At 41.4% G+C, this 16,838-nt stretch carries 21 protein-coding genes; 9 read left to right on the forward strand and 12 right to left on the reverse strand.

The genetic code is table 11. The features are described 5' to 3' along the window. Nucleotides 1-3: 3 nt before the first annotated feature. The 4 genes from CBI42_RS06120 (at nucleotide 4) to CBI42_RS06135 (ending at nucleotide 4,235) form a co-directional block, all read left to right on the forward strand. On the forward strand, nucleotides 4-1,296 hold the full coding sequence (locus CBI42_RS06120; protein WP_031237127.1) for a sugar ABC transporter permease: 1,293 nt from the start codon (nucleotides 4-6) through the stop codon (nucleotides 1,294-1,296). 1 nt (nucleotide 1,297) lies between these two features. Further along, nucleotides 1,298-2,140 carry a sugar ABC transporter permease gene (locus tag CBI42_RS06125; RefSeq protein ID WP_001065643.1) on the forward strand — a complete coding sequence of 281 codons (843 nt, stop codon included), beginning with the start codon at nucleotides 1,298-1,300 and terminating at the stop codon, nucleotides 2,138-2,140. Between the two features lie 298 nt (nucleotides 2,141-2,438). Continuing rightward, entirely contained in the window at nucleotides 2,439-3,239 is an 801-nt protein-coding gene (locus CBI42_RS06130; RefSeq protein WP_094753525.1) for a DUF1189 domain-containing protein, read from the forward strand. A gap of 9 nt (nucleotides 3,240-3,248) precedes the next feature. Beyond that, complete coding sequence (locus CBI42_RS06135; RefSeq protein WP_001145419.1) at nucleotides 3,249-4,235, forward strand: LacI family DNA-binding transcriptional regulator; 987 nt, start codon at nucleotides 3,249-3,251, stop codon at nucleotides 4,233-4,235. Between the two features lie 29 nt (nucleotides 4,236-4,264). Here CBI42_RS06135 and CBI42_RS06140 read toward each other — a convergent pair whose 3' ends face one another. From CBI42_RS06140 to hisS, 11 genes are all read right to left on the reverse strand, one after another. Next, nucleotides 4,265-5,206 carry a YitT family protein gene (locus tag CBI42_RS06140; RefSeq protein ID WP_024057518.1) on the reverse strand — a complete coding sequence of 314 codons (942 nt, stop codon included), beginning with the start codon at nucleotides 5,204-5,206 and terminating at the stop codon, nucleotides 4,265-4,267. Beyond that, entirely contained in the window at nucleotides 5,184-6,947 is a 1,764-nt protein-coding gene (gene aspS, locus CBI42_RS06145) for an aspartate--tRNA ligase (RefSeq protein ID WP_094753526.1), read from the reverse strand. The genes CBI42_RS06140 and aspS overlap by 23 nt, the downstream gene beginning before the upstream one ends. A 154-nt stretch (nucleotides 6,948-7,101) precedes the next feature. Then, nucleotides 7,102-7,332 (reverse strand): hypothetical protein, encoded by a 231-nt coding sequence (locus tag CBI42_RS06150; RefSeq protein WP_000832184.1) that lies wholly within the window; start codon nucleotides 7,330-7,332, stop codon nucleotides 7,102-7,104. Nucleotides 7,333-7,349: 17 nt separating this feature from the next. Continuing rightward, nucleotides 7,350-7,991, reverse strand: a complete 642-nt coding sequence (locus CBI42_RS06155) for a CPBP family intramembrane glutamic endopeptidase (protein ID WP_084926035.1) — start codon at nucleotides 7,989-7,991, stop codon at nucleotides 7,350-7,352. A 9-nt stretch (nucleotides 7,992-8,000) separates the two neighbouring features. Next, nucleotides 8,001-8,699: an ABC transporter permease gene (locus CBI42_RS06160; protein ID WP_020903388.1), complete on the reverse strand. Its 699-nt coding sequence runs from the start codon at nucleotides 8,697-8,699 to the stop codon at nucleotides 8,001-8,003. After that, nucleotides 8,692-9,516: an ABC transporter ATP-binding protein gene (locus tag CBI42_RS06165; RefSeq protein ID WP_024057248.1), complete on the reverse strand. Its 825-nt coding sequence runs from the start codon at nucleotides 9,514-9,516 to the stop codon at nucleotides 8,692-8,694. Before CBI42_RS06165 ends, CBI42_RS06160 begins: the two co-directional genes overlap by 8 nt. Nucleotides 9,517-9,526: 10 nt before the next feature. After that, on the reverse strand, nucleotides 9,527-10,267 hold the full coding sequence (locus CBI42_RS06170; protein WP_179211373.1) for a DUF3169 family protein: 741 nt from the start codon (nucleotides 10,265-10,267) through the stop codon (nucleotides 9,527-9,529). A gap of 2 nt (nucleotides 10,268-10,269) precedes the next feature. Further along, entirely contained in the window at nucleotides 10,270-10,467 is a 198-nt protein-coding gene (locus CBI42_RS06175) for a hypothetical protein (RefSeq protein WP_042900140.1), read from the reverse strand. After that, complete coding sequence (locus tag CBI42_RS06180; protein WP_060627254.1) at nucleotides 10,467-10,673, reverse strand: helix-turn-helix transcriptional regulator; 207 nt, start codon at nucleotides 10,671-10,673, stop codon at nucleotides 10,467-10,469. Before CBI42_RS06180 ends, CBI42_RS06175 begins: the two co-directional genes overlap by 1 nt. A gap of 9 nt (nucleotides 10,674-10,682) precedes the next feature. Beyond that, the gene (locus CBI42_RS06185) at nucleotides 10,683-11,147 is read right to left on the reverse strand and encodes a hypothetical protein (RefSeq protein ID WP_060627255.1); all 465 of its coding nucleotides are present in this window, start codon (nucleotides 11,145-11,147) and stop codon (nucleotides 10,683-10,685) included. Beyond that, nucleotides 11,147-12,427: a histidine--tRNA ligase gene (hisS, locus tag CBI42_RS06190; RefSeq protein WP_094753528.1), complete on the reverse strand. Its 1,281-nt coding sequence runs from the start codon at nucleotides 12,425-12,427 to the stop codon at nucleotides 11,147-11,149. Before hisS ends, CBI42_RS06185 begins: the two co-directional genes overlap by 1 nt. Before the next feature lie 167 nt (nucleotides 12,428-12,594). On the opposite strand from hisS, the gene CBI42_RS06195 reads away from it, so the two are divergent. Further along, nucleotides 12,595-12,936 carry a metal-sulfur cluster assembly factor gene (locus tag CBI42_RS06195; protein WP_094753529.1) on the forward strand — a complete coding sequence of 114 codons (342 nt, stop codon included), beginning with the start codon at nucleotides 12,595-12,597 and terminating at the stop codon, nucleotides 12,934-12,936. Between the two features lie 256 nt (nucleotides 12,937-13,192). On the opposite strand, the gene ilvD is transcribed toward CBI42_RS06195, so the two are convergent. Continuing rightward, nucleotides 13,193-14,896: a dihydroxy-acid dehydratase gene (gene ilvD / locus CBI42_RS06205; RefSeq protein ID WP_061590117.1), complete on the reverse strand. Its 1,704-nt coding sequence runs from the start codon at nucleotides 14,894-14,896 to the stop codon at nucleotides 13,193-13,195. 184 nt (nucleotides 14,897-15,080) lie between these two features. Here ilvD and CBI42_RS06210 point away from each other — a divergent pair, with 184 nt between their 5' ends. The 4 genes from CBI42_RS06210 to rpmG all read left to right on the forward strand — a co-directional run bounded on the left by CBI42_RS06210 (nucleotide 15,081) and on the right by rpmG (nucleotide 16,790). Then, the gene (locus tag CBI42_RS06210) at nucleotides 15,081-16,088 is read left to right on the forward strand and encodes an SPFH domain-containing protein (RefSeq protein ID WP_094753530.1); all 1,008 of its coding nucleotides are present in this window, start codon (nucleotides 15,081-15,083) and stop codon (nucleotides 16,086-16,088) included. 2 nt (nucleotides 16,089-16,090) lie between these two features. After that, nucleotides 16,091-16,291 (forward strand): PTS ascorbate transporter subunit IIC, encoded by a 201-nt coding sequence (locus tag CBI42_RS06215; protein ID WP_000796544.1) that lies wholly within the window; start codon nucleotides 16,091-16,093, stop codon nucleotides 16,289-16,291. Between the two features lie 151 nt (nucleotides 16,292-16,442). Then, nucleotides 16,443-16,625 carry a 50S ribosomal protein L32 gene (gene rpmF / locus CBI42_RS06220; RefSeq protein ID WP_000290417.1) on the forward strand — a complete coding sequence of 61 codons (183 nt, stop codon included), beginning with the start codon at nucleotides 16,443-16,445 and terminating at the stop codon, nucleotides 16,623-16,625. A 15-nt stretch (nucleotides 16,626-16,640) separates the two neighbouring features. Further along, a complete protein-coding gene (gene rpmG / locus CBI42_RS06225) occupies nucleotides 16,641-16,790 on the forward strand; it encodes a 50S ribosomal protein L33 (protein ID WP_001265622.1) in 150 nt (49 codons plus the stop codon). Nucleotides 16,791-16,838: the final 48 nt, after the last annotated feature.

A 16,838-nucleotide genomic window follows, 5' to 3' on the forward strand; every position in this document is an offset into this window, starting at 1 on the left:
ATTATGGAAAAGCAACAACCTAGTAAAGCAGCCCTGCTGTCTATCATTCCTGGGTTAGGACAGATTTACAATAAACAAAAGGCCAAAGGTTTTATCTTCCTTGGTGTAACCATCGTATTTGTCCTTTATTTCCTAGCACTTGCAGCCCCTGAATTGAGCAACCTCATCACTCTTGGTGACAAGCCAGGTCGTGATAATTCTCTCTTCATGCTGATTCGTGGTGCCTTCCATTTAATCTTTGTAGTTGTTTATGTACTCTTTTATTTCGCAAATATCAAAGATGCACATACAACTGCCAAACACATTAACAATGGCATACCAGTAGCACTTACCTTTAAAGAAATGGTCAAAGGAATCTATGAAAATGGCTTCCCTTACCTCTTAATCATTCCATCTTACATTGCCATGACTTTTGCGATTATCTTCCCAGTTATCGTAACCTTGATGATCGCCTTTACCAACTACGACTTCCAACACTTGCCACCAAACAAATTGTTGGACTGGGTTGGTTTGACCAACTTTACAAACATTTGGAGCTTGAGTACCTTCCGTTCTGCCTTTGGTGCCGTCCTTTCTTGGACTATCATCTGGGCTTTATCTGCCTCAACTTTACAGATCGTCATTGGTATCTTCACAGCTATCATTGCTAACCAACCATTTATCAAAGGAAAACGTATCTTCGGTGTTATTTTCCTTCTTCCTTGGGCTGTCCCAGCCTTCATCACTATCCTGACATTCTCAAACATGTTTAACGATAGTGTTGGTGCTATCAACACTCAAGTATTGCCAATCTTGGCTAAATTCCTTCCTTTCCTTGATGGTGCTCTTATTCCTTGGAAAACAGACCCAACTTGGACTAAGATTGCCTTGATTATGATGCAAGGTTGGCTTGGATTCCCATATATCTACGTTTTGACCTTGGGTATCTTGCAATCTATTCCTAACGACCTTTACGAAGCAGCTTATATTGACGGTGCTAATGCTTGGCAAAAATTCCGCAACATCACTTTCCCAATGATCTTGGCTGTTGCTGCACCTACTTTGATTAGCCAATACACCTTCAACTTTAACAACTTCTCTATCATGTACCTCTTCAATGGTGGAGGTCCTGGTAGTGTCGGAGGGGGAGCTGGTTCAACTGATATCTTGATCTCATGGATCTACCGTTTGACAACAGGTACATCTCCTCAATACTCAATGGCGGCTGCTGTTACCTTGATTATCTCTATCATTGTCATCTCAATCTCTATGATCGCATTCAAGAAACTACACGCATTTGATATGGAGGACGTCTAAGATGAATAACTCAATTAAACTCAAACGTAGACTGACTCAAACCCTTACTTACCTCTACTTGATTGGTCTATCAATCGTGATTATCTATCCACTGTTGATTACCATCATGTCAGCCTTTAAAGCAGGTAACGTCGCAGCCTTTAAACTTGATACTAACATCGACTTCAATTTTGATAACTTTAAAGGACTCTTTACTGAAACTCTATACGGTACTTGGTATCTCAATACCTTGATCATCGCCTTGGTTACCATGGCGGTTCAAACAAGTATCATCGTACTTGCTGGTTATGCCTACAGCCGTTACAACTTCTTGGCTCGTAAACAAAGTTTGGTCTTCTTCTTGATTATCCAAATGGTGCCAACCATGGCCGCTTTGACAGCCTTCTTCGTTATGGCGCTTATGTTGAACGCCCTTAACCACAGCTGGTTCCTCATCTTCCTATACGTTGGTGGTGGTATCCCGATGAATGCTTGGCTCATGAAAGGCTACTTCGATACAGTGCCAATGTCTCTAGACGAATCTGCAAAACTAGACGGTGCAGGACACTTCCGCCGCTTCTGGCAAATTGTTCTTCCACTTGTTCGCCCAATGGTTGCCGTACAAGCTCTCTGGGCCTTCATGGGACCTTTTGGAGACTATATCCTTTCTAGTTTCTTGCTTCGTGAGAAAGAATACTTTACTGTTGCCGTAGGTCTCCAAACCTTCGTTAGCAATGTGAAAAACTTGAAGATTGCCTACTTCTCAGCAGGTGCTATCCTCATTGCCCTTCCAATCTGTATTCTCTTCTTCTTCCTACAAAAGAACTTTGTTTCAGGACTTACAAGTGGTGGCGACAAGGGATAATATATCCCCGCCACCCTTTTTCATTTTATACTCTTCGAAAATCAAATTCAAACCACGTCAGCTTTATCTTGCCGTAGTACGGTTACTAACTTCGTCAGTTCTATCCACAACCTCAAAACAGTGTTTTGAGCAACCTGCGGCTAGCTTCCTAGTTTGCTCTTTGATTTTCATTGAGTATTAGCGATTGTTACTGTAAATAACATCCTTGTAACAAGCAATTTTTCTCCTAGACTTGAAATAAAGCACATTTCTCTATATAATAATACTCATATAGAAAACACCTTTTAGAAAGATACCTATGCTTCCATATCCATTTTCCTATTTTTCAAGTATTTGGGGATTTCGTAAGCCCCTGTCCAAACGTTTCGGGCTCAACTGGTTTCAGCTTCTCTTTACCAGTATCTTCCTTATCAGCTTATCTATGGTACCTATTGCCATCCAAAACAGCTCGCAGGAGACTTATCCGCTAGAAACCTTTATCGATAATGTCTATGAACCATTGACAGATGAGGTTGTCCAGGATCTCTCCGAACATGCTGCAATTGTTGATGGTAAATTAACTTATACAGGAACAGCTAGTCAAACCCCTTCTCTTTTAATCGGTCCAAGTCAAAGTAAGGAGTTACCTAAGGACTTGCAACTGCATTTCGATACGAATGAGCTCGTCATCAGCAAGGAAAGCAAGGAATTGACCCGTATCTCTTACCGGGCGATTGAGACTGAGAGTTTCAAAAGTAAAGATAGCTTGACCCAAGCAATTTCTAAAGACTGGTACCAGCAGAATCGTGTCTATATCAGTCTCTTCCTAGTTCTCGGTGCAAGCTTCCTCTTTGGTTTGAATTTCTTTATCGTCTCTCTAGGGGCTAGTCTTCTCCTTTATATCACTAAGAAATCACGCCTCTTTTCATTTAGGACCTTTAAAGAGTGCTACCATTTTATCTTGAATTGTTTAGGATTACCAACTCTGATTACACTTATTTTGGGACTCTTTGGCCAAAATATGTCAAACCTCATCACTGTACAAAACATTCTTTTTGTTCTGTATCTGGTCACTATCTTTTATAAAACGCATTTCCGTGATCCAGATTACCATAAATAGGAGATTTTTATGCCCGTTACGATTAAAGACGTGGCCAAGGCTGCTGGTGTTTCACCTTCAACCGTAACCCGTGTTATTCAAAACAAATCAACCATTAGCGACGAAACAAAAAAACGTGTTCGTAAGGCTATGAAGGAGCTCAATTACCACCCCAACCTCAACGCTCGTAGTTTGGTAAGCAGTTATACCCAAGTTATCGGCTTGGTGCTTCCTGACGACTCAGACGCCTTCTATCAAAATCCTTTCTTCCCATCTGTCCTCCGTGGTATCGCCCAAGTCGCCTCTGAAAACCACTACGCCATTCAGATCGCGACAGGTAAAGATGCCAAAGAGCGTCTTAAAGCTATTTCTCAGATGGTCTATGGTAAGCGTGTAGATGGTTTGATTTTCCTCTATGCCCAAGAAGAGGACCCTTTGGTTAAGTTAGTAGCAGACGAGCAATTTCCTTTCCTTATCTTAGGTAAATCTCTATCTCCCTTCATTCCACTTGTCGATAATGACAATGTCCAAGCTGGTTTTGATGCGACAGAGTATTTCATCAAAAAAGGATGCAAGCGAATTGCCTTTATCGGAGGTACTAAGCGACTCTTCGTAACACAAGACCGTCTGACAGGTTACGAGCTAGCTCTAAAACAATACCAACTTCCTCTCGATACTAATCTGACTTACTTTGCTACTGAATTTCTTGAAGATAATGGTTATCGCTTTAGTAGACTTCTCTTCAAACACGATCCAAATATTGACGCTATTATTACCATTGATAGTCTCCTTGCTGCAGGGGTCTGTGATTACATCGCAAAACACCAACTGGATGTCCCTGTCCTCAGCTTCGACTCAGTCAATCCCAAGCTCAACTTGGCAGCCTATGTCGATATCAATAGTTTGGAGCTTGGTCGTGTTTCCTTTGAAACTATTCTCCAGATCATCAATGATGCTAAAAGCAATAAACAAATTTGTTATCGCCAGTTGATTGCCCACAAAATTATCGAAAAATAAAAACCAGCTCGAGCTGGTTTTTTTGATCACTAATTATCTGTTTCAACGAACCGTCCCAAAATATGAACATTCTCCGAGACAGAGACAAAGGCGCTTGGATCCACCTGTTTCATAATCTGTTTAAATTCATTAAACTCTGCACGTGTAATGACAGTGATTAAAACTGCCTTTCTTTCGTGATTATAGGTTCCTTCTGCATCGTGGATCATGGTTGCACCGCGGTGCAATTTTTTATGGATTTTTTCAATTACCTTCTCTGGATGATTGGTCACAATCATGGCCTGCATCCGTTTTTGCTTGGTAAAGACAGCGTCTGTGACACGGCTAGAGACAAAGATGGTAATCATAGAGTAGAGAGCGTATTCCCAACCAAAGGTCAAGCCTGCTATCAGCATGATGGTCCCATTTACCAAGAAAGAAATACTACCAACATTCTTACCCGTTTTCTTGCGAATAGTCAGGCTGACGATATCCGTCCCACCACTGGAGATATTGTTTCGAAGAGCAAAACCAATCCCCAAGCCCATGACAACACCCCCAAAAAGGGCATTGATAATGGGATCCTCCGTCAAGGTCGCCACAGGGACAAACTGGATAAAGAAGGAACTCATGGATACCGTTATAAAGGTAAAGACGGTGAACTTATGCCCAATTTGATACCAAGCCAAGACCATCAAAGGGAAATTAATGGCATAGAAGGTCAACGAAATCGGGATATGAAAACCAAACCAGTGATTACTCAAGGCAGAGATAATCTGTGCCAGACCTGTCGCACCACTCGAATACACATGACCTGGTTGGAAAAAGAAATTGACCGCTACTGCTGATAAAAATCCATAGACCAGAGAGGCCGAAATCTTCTCATCATATTTTTCGCGAGAGATGCTTTGTAAGACACGTAAAATTTTTATCTGATGAGCAAAGCGGCGCAGATAATAGCGCCACCGCTTAATTCGTTTTGCTTGTTTCATCTTCTTCTACTTGTAAGCTGAGTTCCTCTAGTTGTTTGAGAGCTACTGTTGAAGGAGCTTGTGTCATTGGGTCACTTGCCTTATTGTTCTTAGGGAAGGCAATAACTTCACGAATATTTTCTTCTCCTGCTAAGAGCATGACAAATCGGTCAAGCCCGATAGCCAAGCCACCGTGTGGTGGGAAACCATAGTCCATGGCTTCAAGAAGGAAACCAAACTGGTCATTTGCTTCTTCGGCTGAGAAACCAAGAGCCTTGAACATACGTTCTTGAAGGTCTTTTTGGTTGATACGAAGGCTACCACCACCAAGTTCATAACCGTTCAAGACAATATCGTAAGCAATGGCACGAACCTTCGCCAAATCACCTTCTAATTCGTGAGCAGTCTCTTCCTGTGGTAGAGTAAATGGATGGTGGGCGCTCATGTAACGACCTTCTTCTTCAGACCATTCAAACATTGGCCAGTCAACAACCCAAAGGAAGTTGAATTTATCATTATCAATCAAACCAAGCTCTTTGGCAATACGTCCACGAAGGGCACCAAGCGTTGCATTAGCCACTTCAAGCGTATCCGCCACAAAGAGAACCAAGTCCTTATCTTCAAGAGCAAGCGCTGTTGTCAATTCTGCTTGGATGCTAGTCAAGAACTTGGCAACTGGTCCGTTTAATTCTCCATCAACCACCTTGACCCAAGCAAGACCTTTGGCACCATACTGTTTGGCTACTTCGGTCATCTTGTCGATGTCTTTACGTGAATAGTTGTCCGCAGCTCCTTTGACTACAATTGCTTTTACAGCAGGTGCTTCTGAAAAGACTTTAAAGTCTACACCTTTGACCACTGCTGTCAAATCCTGAAGCAACATGTCAAAACGGGTATCTGGCTTGTCAGAACCGTAAAGAGACATCGCATCATCGTATTTCATACGAGGGAATGGCAGAGTGACTTCAATGCCTTTGGTTTCTTTCATCACGCGCGCAATCAAGCCTTCTGTGATGTCTTGGATTTCTTGCTCAGTAAGGAATGAAGTTTCCAAGTCGACCTGAGTGAACTCAGGCTGGCGGTCTCCACGCAAGTCCTCGTCACGGAAGCATTTAACGATTTGGTAATAACGGTCAAAACCAGCATTCATCAAGAGCTGTTTCGTGATTTGTGGACTTTGAGGAAGAGCATAAAAATGCCCTTTATTAACACGAGACGGTACCAAGTAGTCACGCGCCCCTTCAGGCGTTGACTTAGAAAGGAATGGTGTCTCCACGTCGATAAACTCCAACTCATCCAAGTAGTTGCGGATAGAGTGGGTCACCTTAGCACGAAGTTTAAGATTTTCCAACATTTCTGGGCGACGAAGGTCAAGATAACGGTAACGTAAACGTGTATCGTCATTGGCCTCAATCCCATCCTTAATCTCAAATGGTGTTGTCTTAGCTGTATTAAGCACTGTCAGAGCTGTCACGTTTAACTCAACTGCACCAGTTGGTAACTTATCATTGGCTTGCTCACGCGCAGCGACCTGTCCAGTCACCTCGATAACAAATTCGCTACGAAGGCTTTCAGCTGTTGCCATGACCTCTGCAGAAACTTTTTCAGGGTTGATAACCAACTGCATGATTCCTTCACGGTCACGAAGGTCGATAAAGATCAAACCACCAAGGTCACGACGACGGCCAACCCATCCTTTCAAGGTCATTTCTTGTCCGATGTGTTCCTCACGAACACGACCAGCATACATACTACGTTTCATTGTTTCTCTCCTCTTTTATTCTGTTACTATTTTACCATAAAAGCGCAGGCTCTTCATGAAAATCATCAGAAAAGTTTGCCTGACTTTAAAAATCAAGTGAAGACTCTAAAAATTAACGCCAATACAAAAATCCGATGAAGTTCACCGGACTCTTTTATTTTGAATTTTTGCCTGCTTTACGCTTTTCAGCAATTTCGGCTGCCTTTCGAGGCAAGACAATTTCTGTTGTGTAAGCTGTCCCAAAGCGCAAAACACCTGCAATAGGGGCAAAGACTACTGCTAGATAGTTGTAGAAGAAATCGCCCTTAAAGGCATAAGCTAGCGCTCCAATGATGAAAAATAGAACGACTGCCTGAATCACTGCTAATAAAATTACTCGTTTCATGTGACCTCCTGACTCTATTATAGCATGAGAATCATCAAAAAGCTGACTAAATTATTCAAAGCGTGAAGAGAAATGCTGTAAAGAAGACCTTTTCGACTTACATAAGCCAGCCCCAAACTCAATCCTAGACTAGCATAAACCAAAAACTGTTGCAAAGTTCCTGGGAAATGAATCAAGGCAAAGATAATACTAGATATTAAAAGAAAAATCAGGGTTTGTTTACTATTGTCCTGCTTAGGAAAGAGATAGCGCGCCAGCATTCCTCTAAAGATAAGTTCTTCCGTCAAAGGAGCAAAAATAACGACCGCAAAGAATGAGAAAAGTGGTTGAGACAAGGTCAAGTCTGTCGCTATTTGCTGATTTACTGAAGGATCATTTGGCAGGAAGAATTGAACGACAAGAGATAAGAACCAAACCAAGGCAGGGAGCCAAATAAATCGGTTAAAGCCACTCTTCTCAATATGAACAGGAGCTTTCTGGTACCATTTATAAATGACGTACACATATACTCCAGCCAAGGCCACATAAAGCAAGGTAGTAGCATAGGGCGAAGCGCCCAGTTTCAAAGCTTCTACAGCCCCACTTTGAACGGTCCCATAGATAACCAGAAAAGATAGAATGGCTAGAAGAAACCAGCCGAGGTTTTTAAGTAGTTTCATATAAATCTCCTATCTTGCTTTATAGCTATTTTTCAATACAAAGAGGTTCGCTATTCCTAACACAAGTACCCAGGCAAGTAACATACCAATATTAGAAAAAGATATTTCCCCACCTTTTTTATTTAAAAGATTTACAATTGGACCAATAAAAGAGTAATCCAACACTTTCTGAACCGTATCATTTTGAAGAGCAATCATGGGTAAAAAAGAGACGATAAACACAGGAAACATACTATAAACTTGCGCTTTAGACTGAGTATCTGACACTGCACCGATTAGAAGGTTGAGAAAAATAACACTAATAGCTGCTAAGACCAAATAGATAACATAGGCCAATAAGTAACCTGATACATCCACTTTAAAATAGATTGGTAGTAAAATCATTCCAAGCAACATAATCAACAGAGGGAGAATGAGCATACTGAAAGTATATTCTGTTGCTGTCACACCACTTAGGATGAGTGATTTAAGATTGCGCTTTTCCTTATCTTCTGCCATCATAATCGATACCATATAACCACTTCCCATGCTCAAGACCATCGTCAAACTCATAGAAAGGAAATACGTACTCAATTCTCCACTCTTGTTTAAGAACTCATTATATAGAACAGCCAGTCCAAAAGGCAACAATAGAGTCGCCAACAAAGTTGAATTGCTGATAAGAACTTGTAATCTTAACCATAGTAGGGCATTTAATTTTCTAAACATCTAACTTTTCTCCTGTCAATCTGATAAAGATTTCTTCTAAAGTTGGCTCACAAGAGTGAACCACCATCAAATCTGTCGTGTCTAAATGTGGTAATTCATCAAATGGAACTATCTGTTCTCGTCCGTCGTTATAAACCACACGTACTTTCTTATCCACATGGTACTTCTGGATGATATCTTGCGGACTTCCATACTCTATTAGGTTACCCTTATTCAAAAGAGATAAGCGATCACAAAGCAGAGTTGCTTCATTCATATCATGCGTGGTCAGAAAGATAGTTGTCCCCGCCTGCTTTAATTCTTGAAGTAGGGTATGAATCATCTTAGATGTTGTAGGGTCTAAGCCACTGGTTGGCTCATCTAGAAAGAGAATCTTAGGAGCATTCAGAAGGGCACGAGCCAAGAACATTCGTTGTTTCATTCCAGTAGATAACTTTTCTGCAATAATATCTTTAGCATCTGCCAATCCAACCTGTTGAAGCACCTGAACTACTCTATCTGCCTTGAGGCCATATAACTTAGCATAGATGAGAAGATTTTTATAAAGACTCATCTTTTCATAAAAACCACTGCCATCACTAACAATACCAATTTGTTCCAAATCATTTGAGGTTAAATCTTGAGAATTCTTGCCTAACAAAACTGTTTTACCTTGATCTGCAGCCAACTGTCCTGTTAAGACATTGATCATGGTTGTTTTACCTGAGCCAGAAGGGCCAAGAAAACCAAAGATTTCACCCTCCTTAATCTCAAAAGAAATCTGATGAAGAGCTTTTTTGCTCCCAAAACTTTTGCTTACATTTTCAACACGAATCATAGAAACTCCTTTATTTGAAATAGCGTTTTACCATAGGTAACTGCATCACATTGATATAAACATGGATGGCTCCGACAAGTACGAAAGCTAGTAGCTGAATCTCTCCTGTCAGTAAGGAAAAGAGAGCAATCAGAAAGTACAAGGTTGGCAAGACATACTGATGTAATTGGAATAAAATCCGAAAACTCTGTTCCAAATTAGCCTGGCGCTCCCCTTCATCGTAAGAATTGATAAAGTCCATGACATCCTTTGGTGTAGAGAAAAATGCCAAATCAAACTGACGAACAATAGCAATGGTCTTAAAAAGATATTTTTGAGCATTTAAAACTAACACTAACCCCAAAAAGGAAAGGGATAAGGTTATATGGCTTATATCGAGTACAATTACTTCACTTCCTGAAATGAAGAGAGCCAATAAAATCGCTACGCTTGCACTATTAAAAGCAATAGTTCCAAACTCGAGATTCCGATACATCTGCACATAATAGGTTTCATTCAGATCATCATCCATTTCCTCTTGATACAAGGAATGAAATTTTCTGCTTTTCTTTAGGAAATTGAAAGTCAAAAAAAGAATAATGACGGCTAGTAGTAAGCTGATAGCTGATAGCCATGGTATCAAGGGTTTTACATCTAACATAATTCCGTTGGATTCGGCACGTGCCTTAAACATCCCTACAAACATGCCCAAGAAACCTCCCAAGACAATAGACATCAAAAATAACAATCCACCTTTCTTTTTCTTTTTCATATTCATTCTCCTTTTTCACTTGCTAAATTGTTTGCTTTCTTTTCAATCCAGTCAACGACTGGGATAAGAGCAAAGTAGGCCCAAATAAATTGGTCACTTTGATAGGGACTAAACCAACCTAAGTCTATCCCAATCAGTAGAAATACGCTGACTAATAGAGCTATGGCCACTACATAATAAATCACTTTATACTTGTTCATCACTCATCCTCCTCCAAGCGAAATACCGATTCGACTGTTTCGTTGAAAATGTGAGATATTTTCAGGGCAATGATAATGGATGGGGTGTACTCATCCCGTTCTAGTAGGCTAATGGTCTGTCTGGAAACCCCTGCCAGTTTGGCTAGGTCGGTTTGATTGAGACTATCGCGAGCCCGAAGCTCTTTTAGACGATTTTTTAGTTGCATGTTACACACCTACTCTCCGTCAAATTCAACGGTTTGGATATCCTCAATACGTTGCAACTTGAATTTTTCTTTCCCCTCTTTATCAACACTACGTAGTTTGACCCATTCCTCATCAACATCCACAACTTCCCATAAAGATGTTCCAAACACTTGTCCAACGATTGTTGGATTTTTCCCAATTAATTCTTGCAATAATCTTGACATTTCTATATTTCCTTTCTCTTTTCGCTCAAGCTTTTTGATTTTATTCTCTAGTTTCTTGATTTTTTTAGAATTATTAGAATAAAAGAAAATCATAAATAGTATAAATACTACCCACATCATAGCTCCTTTCTGCTTTCTATTTCTTAACTTGAATTTATTGTAACACATCTTTTTCTTTTTGACAAGCATATTTGTCAAAAAGTTTACGATTTTTGTCATTTTGCAAAAGAAAAAGGTCAGGAGTGGGTTCCTGACCAGTTTATCTATCATTAAAATCCTAGTTTTTCAAAGATTTCTGAGAAGTTTTGGCTGATTGCCTCAAGTGACACTTGCACTTCTTCTCGGGTTTGGTTGTTCTTGACCGTTACTTGTCCGCTTTCGACTTCGCTCTCTCCTAGGGTGATGAGGATCTTAGCCGCAAAGACATCGGCTGACTTGAATTGAGCTTTGAGCTTACGGTTGAGGTAATCACGCTCTGCTTTGAAACCTTGTTGGCGAAGGGCTTGTACTAGTTCTAGAGCTTTGACATTTGCTCCATCACCCAAGACTGCGATATAGACATCTAGGGCGTTTTCGATAGGGAGGGCCACACCTTGCTTTTCAAGAATGAGAAGCAGGCGCTCTACACCAAGTCCAAAACCAAATCCAGCAGTTTCAGGGCCTCCAAAGTAAGAAACCAAACCATCGTAACGGCCACCCGCACAGACTGTCAGGTCATTGCCCTCAATTTCAGTGATAAACTCGAAAATAGTGTGATTGTAGTAGTCCAGACCACGCACCATATTGGTATCGATGATATAGTCTACTCCAAGATTTTCCAACATCTGACGCACAGCATCAAAATGAGCTTGGCTTTCTTCATCAAGGAAGTCCAAGATAGACGGTGCATTCTCCACTGCCACCTTGTCTTCTTTTTCCTTAGAGTCCAAGACACGGAGAGGATTTTCCTCCAAACGGCGTTGGCTATCCTTAGACAAGGTCTCCTTGAGCGGTGTCAAATAGTCAATCAAGGCTTGACGGTAGGCCGCACGGCTCTCAGGATTTCCAAGAGTGTTGAGGTGCAATTTGACACCTTGAATACCGATTTCTTTCAAGAAATGGGCTGCCATCGCGATGGTTTCCACATCGGTAGCTGGATTGCTAGATCCAAAACACTCAACACCAATCTGGTGGAACTGGCGCAAACGCCCTGCCTGTGGACGCTCATAGCGGAACATAGGGCCCATGTAGTAGAACTTGCTTGGCTTTTGCACTTCTGGGGCGAAGAGTTTATTTTCCACATAGGAACGAACAACAGGCGCAGTTCCTTCTGGACGGAGGGTGATATGACGGTCACCCTTGTCATAGAAATCGTACATTTCCTTGGTTACGATATCCGTTGTATCTCCGACAGAGCGACTGATGACCTCGTAATGCTCAAAAATAGGCGTACGCACTTCTGCATAGTTATAACGCTTGAAAATCTCACGGGCAAAGCCCTCAACGTACTGCCATTTGGCAGACTCAGTAGGTAAAATATCCTGTGTTCCTTTTGGTTTTTGTAATTTCATAGGGAATCCTCTTTAAACTTAATAGTCTTATTTTACCATAAATAGAGGGATTAAAACAGTAAGAGAAGAAAATCTCAAGAGAGTCTTTTCAGAAAATTCATCAAAAACTTGCCAAATTGTCAGAATTATGAGAAAATAGAGGATATTTATCACGTGGAGGGACTGTAATGAGAGAGGATATCAAAATTAACAACCGCGCTTTGGCCTTACAAGACCAAATTATCGAAAAACTAGAGAAGGTTTTTGATACAGATGTGGAATTGGATGTTTACAATCTAGGACTGATTTATGAAATTAATCTGGATGAAACCGGTCTCTGCAAGATTGTCATGACCTTCACTGATACTGCCTGCGATTGTGCAGAAAGTTTGCCTATCGAAATCGTGGCAGGTCTGAAACAAATCGAGGGTATCGACGATGTCAAGGTTGAAGTTACCTGGTCGCCTGCCTGGAAGATTACACGAATCAGTCGCTATGGCCGCATTGCCCTTGGACTGCCACCTCGTTAATACTCTTCAAAAATCTCTTCAAACCACGTCAGCGTCGGCTTTTCGTATAGATGTTACTGACTTCGTCAGTTCTATCTGCAACCTCAAAACGGTGTTTTGAGCTGACTTCGTCAGTTCTATTCACAACCTCAAAACAGTGTTTTGAGCAACCTGCGCCTAGCTTTCTAGTTTGCTCTTTGATTTTTATTGAGTATAAGCAGGCAAATCACTTTTGAAGATGAAAAGAAGCAAGCCGAGATTGGCTTGCTTTTTGAGTTTATTTTTTACCTGACTTGTCCATATTCCAGAAGTCTGTCACGGCTCCGCGTGAAGCAGATGATACGATATGGGCATATTTTCCGAGGACACCACGGCTGTAAAGTGGTGGCAAGGTTGTTTCTGCCTTGCGTTTTTCAAGCTCTTCTTCCGATACGGCCATGGAAATTTCTTTGGTATCTTGGTCAACCGTAACGATATCGCCTGTACGAAGGTAGGCAATCGGTCCACCATCCTGAGCTTCAGGAGCGATATGTCCAACAACCAGACCATAAGTCCCACCAGAGAAACGACCATCCGTCAAGAGGGCAACCTTGTCTCCTTGACCTTTACCAACGATCATTGATGAAAGTGACAGCATCTCAGGCATACCAGGACCACCCTTAGGTCCAACGAAACGAACAACGACTACATCGCCATCAACGATTTCATCTGTCAGAACGGCCTGAATAGCATCTTCTTCTGAGTCAAAGACCTTAGCTGGTCCAACGTGACGACGCACTTTAACACCTGATACCTTGGCAACCGCTCCATCAGGTGCAAGGTTCCCGTTCAAGATAATCAATGGACCGTCCGCACGTTTTGGATTTTCAAGTGGCATGATAACTTTTTGACCTGGTGTGAGGTCTGCAAAGTCAGCCAAGTTCTCAGCGACAGTCTTACCAGTACATGTGATGCGGTCACCATGAAGGAAACCATTTGCCAACAAGTACTTCATAACCGCAGGAACACCACCGACTTCGTAAAGGTCTTGGAAGACATACTGGCCAGATGGTTTCAAGTCGGCCAAGTGTGGCACACGTTCTTGAATCGTATTGAAGTCCTCAAGAGACAAGTCAACATTGGCAGCATGGGCAATGGCAAGCAAGTGAAGAGTGGCGTTTGTAGAACCACCGAGAGCCATAGTTACAGTGATGGCATCTTCAAAGGCTTCACGAGTCAAGATATCTGACGGTTTGAGACCAAGTTCCAACATCTTAACAACAGCACGTCCTGCTGCTTCGATGTCTTCTTTCTTGTCAGCTGATTCAGCTGGGTGAGATGAAGAACCTGGCAAACTCATACCGAGGACTTCGATAGCAGTCGCCATGGTATTAGCTGTGTACATACCACCACAGCCACCAGGACCAGGGCAGGCACTACATTCAAGACGTTTCACGTCCTCAGCTGTCATATCACCGTGGTTCCATTTTCCGATACCCTCAAAAACAGAAACCAAATCAATGTCCTTGCCATCAAGATTTCCCGGTGCAATAGTTCCACCATAGGCGAAAATAGCTGGGATGTCCATATTGGCAATAGCAATCATAGAACCCGGCATGTTCTTGTCACAGCCACCGATAGCGACGAAGGCATCCACGTTGTGGCCTCCCATAGCCGCCTCGATTGAGTCCGCAATGATATCACGAGATGTCAAAGAGAAGCGCATACCAGGCGTTCCCATAGCAATCCCGTCCGCTACAGTGATAGTCCCAAACTGCACAGGCCAAGCACCTGCCGATTTGACACCTTCTTTAGCTAATTTCCCAAAATCATGCAAGTGGATATTACATGGCGTATTTTCCGCCCAAGTCGAAATTACCCCAACAATCGGTGTTTCAAAGTCCTTATCTGTCATACCAGTCGCACGAAGCATGGCACGGTTTGGTGATTTTACCATACTATCATAAATGCTACTGCGGTGACGTTTATCTAATTCAGTCATTTATTCCCTCCCATTTCAGTTTTTACTATTATAGCACATTTTAAAAGCAATGAACAGAAGAAAATTCTTGAATTTTCAGAAAATTCTATACAGAAATATTTTCTTTAAAAATGTTACATTTATTTCTTGACTTTATAAATTAAAGTGATATCATTTAGATATCAAATAATAGGAGGTCATTCTTATGACTGAAAAACTAATCAATTCAAAAGCAAATGGTGTATTCGCATTGATTCTCATTGAATTGGCGCTCGTACTCGGTATCTTTATATTTATAATGGGTGTTGGTTCGGAAAACATTTTTGGAATTATTATCGGACTTTTATTAAGCTTAATTGCAGGCCTAGCTCATGCTGGTTTAAAAGTTGTCAAACCTCAGGAAGCTCTGGTTTTGACCCTTTTTGGTAACTATACAGGTACCATCAAAGAACCTGGTTTTTACTTTGTTAATCCCTTCAGCGTAGCAGTCAACCCTGCAAATCACACTAGACTGGGACAAAGTGGTGATGTTAGCACAAAATCTCCTTTGTCAGGAATGAAATCATCAAATGGCAATGATGTAAACATTGAAATTGGCAAAAAACAGATTTCCCTCAAGGTTATGACCTTGAGCAATTCTCGCCAAAAAATCAATGATTGTCTAGGAAATCCCGTAGAAATCGGGATCGCGGTAACTTGGAGAGTTGTTGATACAGCCAAAGCAGTCTTCAATGTGGACAACTACAAAGAATATCTTTCATTGCAATGTGATAGCGCCCTCCGAAATATTGTCCGCATCTATCCTTACGATGTCTCTCCTAATGTGGATACTACAGGTGACGGGCAAGCAGATGAAGGTAGTCTCCGTGGTTCTAGTGAGATTGTAGCTAACCGTATTCGTGAGGAAATCCAAAGTCGTGTTGAGGATGCTGGCTTGGAAATCCTTGAAGCACGTATTACTTACCTAGCTTACGCTCCAGAAATTGCTGCTGTCATGCTTCAACGCCAACAAGCATCTGCCATTATTGATGCCCGTAAGATGATTGTGGATGGTGCTGTAGGAATGGTTGAAATGGCACTAGAACGACTCAATGAAGGGGAATTGGTAGAGCTTGACGAAGAACGAAAAGCTGCCATGGTTTCAAATCTCCTTGTCGTACTCTGTGGCAATCATGATGCACAACCAATTGTCAACACAGGAAGTCTTTACTAAAGATGGCTGAAGCTAAAAAGAAGCAGATCCCCCTTCGACTCTCAACAAAGTTATACGCTGCACTCGCATCATGGGCAGAAGATGACTTTCGTTCAGTCAATGGGCAAATCGAATATCTCCTCACAGAATGTGTCAAACAACGGAAGAAAGACGGAAAATACGTATCAGAAACCATTGACGAACCATTTGAGATTGATATTTAACACCTTCTCCTGTCTGCTAGGACTGACAGGAGAATTTTTTCATCTTTTTTTGTCAAGTAACTTTACTTTACAAAAAAAATGTGTTATTCTAATATGGTTGATGAAAATCAGTAGATTGAATCGAATATAAATACCTAAAGGAGAAATCAAAATGGCAGTACCTGCACGTCGCACTTCAAAAGCGAAGAAAAACAAACGTCGTACACACTACAAAGTAACAGCTCCATCTGTAAACTTTGACGAAACTACTGGAGATTACTCACGTTCTCACCGTGTATCACTTAAAGGATACTACAAAGGACGTAAAATCGCTAAAGCTGCATCAGCTGAATAATAGAAGGGAGATACCATGCGCGTAAATATTACACTTGAACACAAAGAATCTGGTGAACGCTTGTACCTTACTTCTAAAAACAAACGTAACACTCCAGACCGTCTTCAATTGAAGAAATACTCACCAAAACTTCGCAAACACGTTGTGTTTACAGAGGTTAAATAAGAGTTAAATTAGTGAAAATAGCGTTAAATCAACGTTTTAACACTTAAT

Source organism: Streptococcus sp. KR (assembly GCF_002238115.1).
Taxonomy (GTDB): domain Bacteria; phylum Bacillota; class Bacilli; order Lactobacillales; family Streptococcaceae; genus Streptococcus.